General features: G+C 75.1%; 6 protein-coding genes and 1 pseudogene. 3 read left to right on the top strand and 4 right to left on the bottom strand.

Annotation, left to right across the window (positions count from 1 at the left end):
• Together ACOV8S_RS13080 and ACOV8S_RS13075 are read left to right on the top strand one after the other, a co-directional pair.
• Positions 1–627, top strand: a 627-nt coding sequence (locus tag ACOV8S_RS13080) for an ABC transporter ATP-binding protein (RefSeq protein WP_448318002.1), incomplete at its 5' end; no start/stop codon positions are given.
• A gap of 23 nt (positions 628–650) precedes the next feature.
• Entirely contained in the window at positions 651–1448 is a 798-nt protein-coding gene (locus tag ACOV8S_RS13075; protein WP_448318001.1) for a maleylpyruvate isomerase family mycothiol-dependent enzyme, read from the top strand.
• Positions 1449–1473: 25 nt separating this feature from the next.
• Here ACOV8S_RS13075 and ACOV8S_RS13070 read toward each other — a convergent pair whose 3' ends face one another.
• The 4 genes from ACOV8S_RS13070 to ACOV8S_RS13055 all read right to left on the bottom strand — a co-directional run bounded on the left by ACOV8S_RS13070 (position 1474) and on the right by ACOV8S_RS13055 (position 4703).
• Positions 1474–1881 (bottom strand): VOC family protein, encoded by a 408-nt coding sequence (locus tag ACOV8S_RS13070; RefSeq protein WP_448317999.1) that lies wholly within the window; start codon positions 1879–1881, stop codon positions 1474–1476.
• 150 nt (positions 1882–2031) lie between these two features.
• Positions 2032–3375 (bottom strand): hypothetical protein, encoded by a 1344-nt coding sequence (locus ACOV8S_RS13065; protein ID WP_448317998.1) that lies wholly within the window; start codon positions 3373–3375, stop codon positions 2032–2034.
• Positions 3357–4097, bottom strand: coding sequence for an ABC transporter ATP-binding protein (locus ACOV8S_RS13060; protein ID WP_448317997.1), 741 nt, complete (start codon positions 4095–4097; stop codon positions 3357–3359). Before ACOV8S_RS13060 ends, ACOV8S_RS13065 begins: the two co-directional genes overlap by 19 nt.
• Positions 4098–4316: 219 nt before the next feature.
• Positions 4317–4703, bottom strand: coding sequence for a hypothetical protein (locus ACOV8S_RS13055; RefSeq protein ID WP_448317996.1), 387 nt, complete (start codon positions 4701–4703; stop codon positions 4317–4319).
• 163 nt (positions 4704–4866) lie between these two features.
• Between ACOV8S_RS13055 and ACOV8S_RS13050 the strand changes: the two are divergent.
• Positions 4867–5094: pseudogene (locus ACOV8S_RS13050) on the top strand (tetratricopeptide repeat protein); the annotation flags it as partial.
• Positions 5095–5224: the final 130 nt, after the last annotated feature.

Raw genomic sequence — 5224 nt, 5'->3', positions numbered from 1 at the left:
CTCTCCGGCGGCGAGCAGCAGCGCGTCGCCCTCGCCCGCGCACTGGCTCCCAGCCCTCGGCTGCTGATGCTCGACGAGCCGCTGGGCCAGCTCGACCGCACCCTGCGTGAGCGCCTGGTGGTCGAACTCCGCGAGCTCTTCGGCCGGCTGGGCACGACCGTGCTGGCCGTCACGCACGACCAGGGCGAGGCCTTCGCGCTCGCCGACCGGGTCGTGGTGATGCGGGACGGGCGCGTCGCCCAGTCCGGCACGCCGCTGGAGGTCTGGCAGCGCCCCGCGGACGCCTTCGTGGCCCGCTTCCTCGGCTTCGAGAACGTCACCGGGGCGAGCGTCTCCGGGACGGTCGCCGAGACTCCCTGGGGCCGGGTGCCCGTCCCGGAGGGCTCCGCCCAGGGCGAACGGACCGTGCTGGTGCGTCCGTTGGGCGTCCTGGTGACGCAGGTGGGCGCGGAGCCCGGGTACACGGTGACCGGCCGCACCTTCCAGGGCGCGCAGGTCGCGCTGCGGCTGCGCCCGGACGGGGACGCGCCGGAACTGGAGGCGGTGTGCCCGCTGCGGGACGCCCCCGCGCAGGGGGAGAGGGTCGCGGTCTCCTTCGACACCCGCGAAACCGTGGTGCTCGGCTGAGCCGTGGAGCCTAGGGTGCGGGGATGATCACTCTCTCGTACGAGGACCACATCGCGAACGCCGCCCGCCAGGTGGAGCAGTTGAGGTCGGTGGTGGTCTCGGGCGCGGACCTGGCCGCCGCGGTGCCGACCTGCCCGGACTGGACGCTGGAGGACCTGGTCCGGCACGTCGGCGGGGCGCTGCGGTGGGCCGCGCTGCTGGTCGCCCGGAGGGCCACCGCGGACCTTCCCGACGAGGAGGTCCCCGGGTTCGACGGGCCCGGGGCGCGCGGCGACGCGGCCGCGCTGGACGCGTGGCTGGCGGAGTCCGGGCGGCTGCTGACCGAGGCGCTGTCCGGTGCGGCCCCGGGCACGCCGGTCTGGTCCTGGTACGAGGAGCGGACGGCCGGGTTCTGGGCCCGCCGGATGAGCAACGAACTGGCCGTCCACCGGGCCGACGCCGCCTTCGCCGCCAGGCAGCCCTACGAGGTGGCGCCCGAGGTGGCCGCCGACACCATCGAGGAGTGGCTGGGGATCGTCCGGTTCGCCCAGCGGAACCCGGACGACGAGGACGGCGTCGCCCTGCGCCTCGGCGGCCGCACCCTCCACCTGCACGCCACCGACGCCCCCGCCGGGCTCGACGCCGAGTGGCTGGTCGAGCTCGCCGACGAGGGCGTCCGGTGGAACCGGCGGCACGGCAGGGCCGACGTGGCGCTGCGCGGACCGCTGACCGAGGTGATGCTGGCCTTCCAGCGGCGGACGGCGCCCGACGCCGGGTCGCTCGAGGTGCTCGGCGACCGCGCGCTGCTGGACCTCTGGCTGTCCCGCACGCAGTGGGACTGACCGCTCAGGGCAGGCGCCGGACGGCTCAGCCCTCGACGGCCGCCGGGTCCATCCAGACGACCTCGAAGGTGTGACCGTCCAGGTCGTCGAAGGCCCGGCCGTACATGAAACCCAGGTCCTGCGGGGCGCGCGGCTCGGTGGCGCCCAGCGAGAGCGCCCGCTCCACCAGCTCGTCGACCTTCCCGCGGCTCTCCGCGCTCAGGGCGATCATCACCTCGCTGGTCTTCCTGGCGTCGGCGATCTCCTTGTCGGTGAACTGCTGGTACTTCTCGTGCGCCAGCAGCATCACGACGATGCTGTCGGCGACGACCACGGAGGCGGTCGTCTCGTCGGAGAACTGCGGGTTGATGGAGTAGCCGAGCTGGGAGAAGAACTCCTTCGACGCCTCGATGTCTCCGACGGGCAGGTTCACGAAGATCATCTGCTGGTACATGGGAACGCCTTCCTCGACACGGTGTGCGGTTGTAGGGGAGACCGTGGAAGGGCGCCGATCTCATCGGGAGTTCGGCGCCCTTCCTGATCCATTTCCGACGGGATCCGTTTCTGGCGGTTCCGTTTCCGGGGGATCGGTTCCGCTGCCGGGTCAGCTCCCCGGAGTGAGCGAGGCCAGTTCGGCCACCGCCACGGTGAGCGGACCGAAGACGGCGAGCAGGACGCCCGCGCGCAGCGCGGCACAGGCCCGCAGCGTGGTGGCCGGGGCGCCCACCCTCAGCAGCGCGAGCATGGTGTCCGCCCGGATCTGACGGACCTCGATCGCGGCCGTGGCCAGGGTCGCCGTCGTGCAGCCCGCCACCAGCACCGCGCCCAGTGCCCCCAGCGGGCCGAGGACCGCGCCGCCGAGGCCGTAGCGCAAGGTCAGCGCGTAGGCCAGGGCGGCGACCGCCGCGACCACGCCCAGCGGACGCCCCACCCGGGAGGCCTCGGCCATCAGCACCCGCCCCGCGAGGAGGCGGACCGCGCCCGGGCGGGCGGCCTGCAGCAGCCGTCCGCACAGGTGGGTGAGGCCGGGACCGATCAGTGCCAGGCCCAGCGCGGCCAGCGCCCAGCCGGCCAGCAGGCCTCCGGGCACCGTGGCCAGGTCGGGGGAGAGGGCGACACCGGTGCGGTTGGCGTAGGTGGCGACGCCGAGGCCGGCCACCAGGATCGCCACGCCCCAGGGCAGCCCGTCGGGAGTGGCGGTCAGCGGAGCCGGTACGTCGGCCACCGGAGCGAGGGCCGGTGCGTCGTCGTCCTGGTCCGCGGCCACGGCGACCGCCGTGACGCCGCCCGTGGCAGCGGCCTCGCCGTCGAGCACCGACGCCGGGGACGGCGACGCCGTCGAGGCGGCCGGGGACCCGGAGTGGGACGAGGCAGCTGGCGGCTTACCCCGCCGGGCGTCGGGCATCCGGCGGCGGGCCGCGGCGCGCAGCCCGCCCGCCTCCCGCGGCCGCAGCGCCGACGCGGTCGCCACGGACGCGATCAGCGGGACCAGGGCGAGCAGCGTGAGCGTGGCCGGCAGCGGGAGCGGGGCGCCGGCCGAGAGGAGGGCGGCCGCCTGGCCGTCGAACGGCAGGCCGGTGAGGTCGCCGCGCAGGTGCAGGAAGAACAGCAGCCCCAGCGCCGAGCCGAGCAGGCAGCTCAGCGCCGTCGTCACCACGGAGACGGCCATCAGGCGGCCCGGCCCCAGACCGATGGCCGACAGCCCCGGTCGCGGCCGGGTCCCCGGGTCGGTGCGGGCCACGGCCACCGCCAGGTACACGGTGGCGGCCAGCGGCGCGGCGCACCAGGCCAGCCGGACGGAGGCGTCGCCCGGGGCCTCCGGATGGGCCAGGGCATGGGCGAGGGAGGACAGCAGCAGGAACCCGGTGCCGCCGGACGCCGCCGCGACCATCAGCCGGCGGAGCTGGACGGCGGCGCCGGAACGGCGGCCTAGACGGAGAGCGAGCACGAGGCGCGCCCCTCCGTGCCGGCAGCCGGGGGCAGCTGCGCGTTGCTGACACGGCGTCCGTCGAGGAGGTGGACGACGCGGTCGGCCAGGGCGGCCGCCTCGAGGTCGCCGGTGGCCAGGACGACGGTGATGTCGTGCGAGCGGGCCGCGGTCATCAGGGTGCGCAGGACGTGCACCCGGTCGGCGCGGTGCAGCGGCGCGGTCGGCTCGTCGGCGAACAGCACGGTGGGGGAGGGGGCGAGGGCGCGGGCGATGGCCACCCGCTGACGCTGCGCCTGGTTGAGCTCCAGGGGGTTCTTGCGGGCGAACGCCCCGACGTCCAGGCGCTCCAGCCAGTCGACGGCGCGCTCCCTGGCCTTGCGGCGGCCCATGCCGCGCAGCATCAAGGGGAGGGCGGCGTTCTCCCAGACGTTCAGCTCGGGGACGAGTCCGGGCTCCGGGTCGACCCAGGCGAACCGCTCCCGGCGCAGCCGTTCGCGGCTCAGCGGGCCCATGGTGTGCACGGGGGTGCTGTTGAACCAGACCTCCCCCTTGGTGGGCGACAGCATGCCCGACAGGCAGCGCAGCAGAGTCGTCTTGCCGCTGCCGCGCGGGCCTCCCACGGCGAGGATCTCGCCGTCCCGGACGCCCAGCGATACGCCGTTCAGCCCGGGCGTGCGGTCGCGATGCGTGAAGTGCAGGGCTCTGGCCCAGAGCACGTCGTTGTCCGGCGGGGCCTCCACGGGCGTCACCTCGGTTCAGATCGCGTGCGATTGCTGCCTTGTCCCCCGTACGGGGGAACGAAGGCAGCCCCGATCGGTCACTGGGCACGCTAGGTAGAACCGGGCGGCGGCCGTGCGAGGCCGGGGCCCTGGGGCTCCGTGTCTCACCCGTCCGGCCCCGCAGCCCCGCCGTCTTGTCACACGGTCAGCTCATCTGCCCGAGAGGGGCGAGGCCGACGGTCAGTCGCACGTGGTGCTCTGCTCGAACCGCTCCGCCGACGCGTCGTCCCGGTCCCCCAGGTGCAGGTACTCCGTCGCCGGCCCCGAACTCCGCTCGACCTCGACGGTCACCCTTCCTGAGACGTCCCCCTCCGGGGTGTCGGGCTGCGAGTCGGGCACGTGCACGGCGTACACGGTGCGGCGGCCGTCCGACAGGGTCTCTCCCTCGCCGAAGGCCAGGTCGCGGGTCCCGCAGGACAGTGAGGTGACCTTCTCGCGATCGGCCAGAAAGAGGATGAAGTCGCCGTAGACGCCCCCGGTCTGGTAGAGCTCCTGGACGCGGGGCCTGCTGCCGATGGGCAACGGGTCGCTGAGGCAGGCCGTGATCGCGCCCGGGCTCTGCTGCATGGCCCAGCAGACGCGCCCGTCACCGGTCTCCCAGACGAAGGTGACGTTGCCCCCCTTGCCCGTGGAATGACGGACCTGCGCGGGACCCTCCGCAGGGCGGTCCCCGGCGGCCAGGCCCGACGCCAGCTCGGCCCAGTACGCCTCCGGGTCGAAGGACGGCGGGGCGGGCGACGCGGAGGCCGCCTACGGCAACGTGCAGAGCGCGGCCACCGCCTGGCGCGCGGTGCGCGATCCGGCCCGCGGACTGGAACTCGGGCGGGACCAGGTGGACCTGTGGGACGAACTCGCCGCCGAGGACGGTCCGGCCGCCGAGGACGCCGAGGAGCTGGAGGCGGCCCGCACCCGCATGGGCCGCCTCACCGAGCGCGCCGCGCGCGCCCAGGTCGGCTGACGCGCGACCGGGTCGGCCGACGTGCGCCCGGGCCGGCCGACCGGCCCGGGCTCACCCGCCGCGCGCGGCTACCGCGACAGCTCCCACATCGCGTAGGCGATGGCGTCGCTGTTGCGGTCCAGGGCGGTGT

This window comes from Streptomyces sp. CO7 (assembly GCF_053474865.1).
The sequence above is the reverse complement of the archived record's forward strand: the minus strand, read 5'-3'. Positions and strand labels throughout refer to the sequence as shown.

Bases quoted from the DNA above. Each gene is read 5' to 3' on its own strand.
- ACOV8S_RS13075 (WP_448318001.1), top strand. From the start codon at position 651: ATGATCACTCTCTCGTACGAGGACCACATCGCGAACGCCGCCCGCCAG.
- ACOV8S_RS13070 (WP_448317999.1), bottom strand. From the start codon at position 1,881: ATGTACCAGCAGATGATCTTCGTGAACCTGCCCGTCGGAGACATCGAG.
- ACOV8S_RS13055 (WP_448317996.1), bottom strand. From the start codon at position 4,703: ATGCAGCAGAGCCCGGGCGCGATCACGGCCTGCCTCAGCGACCCGTTG.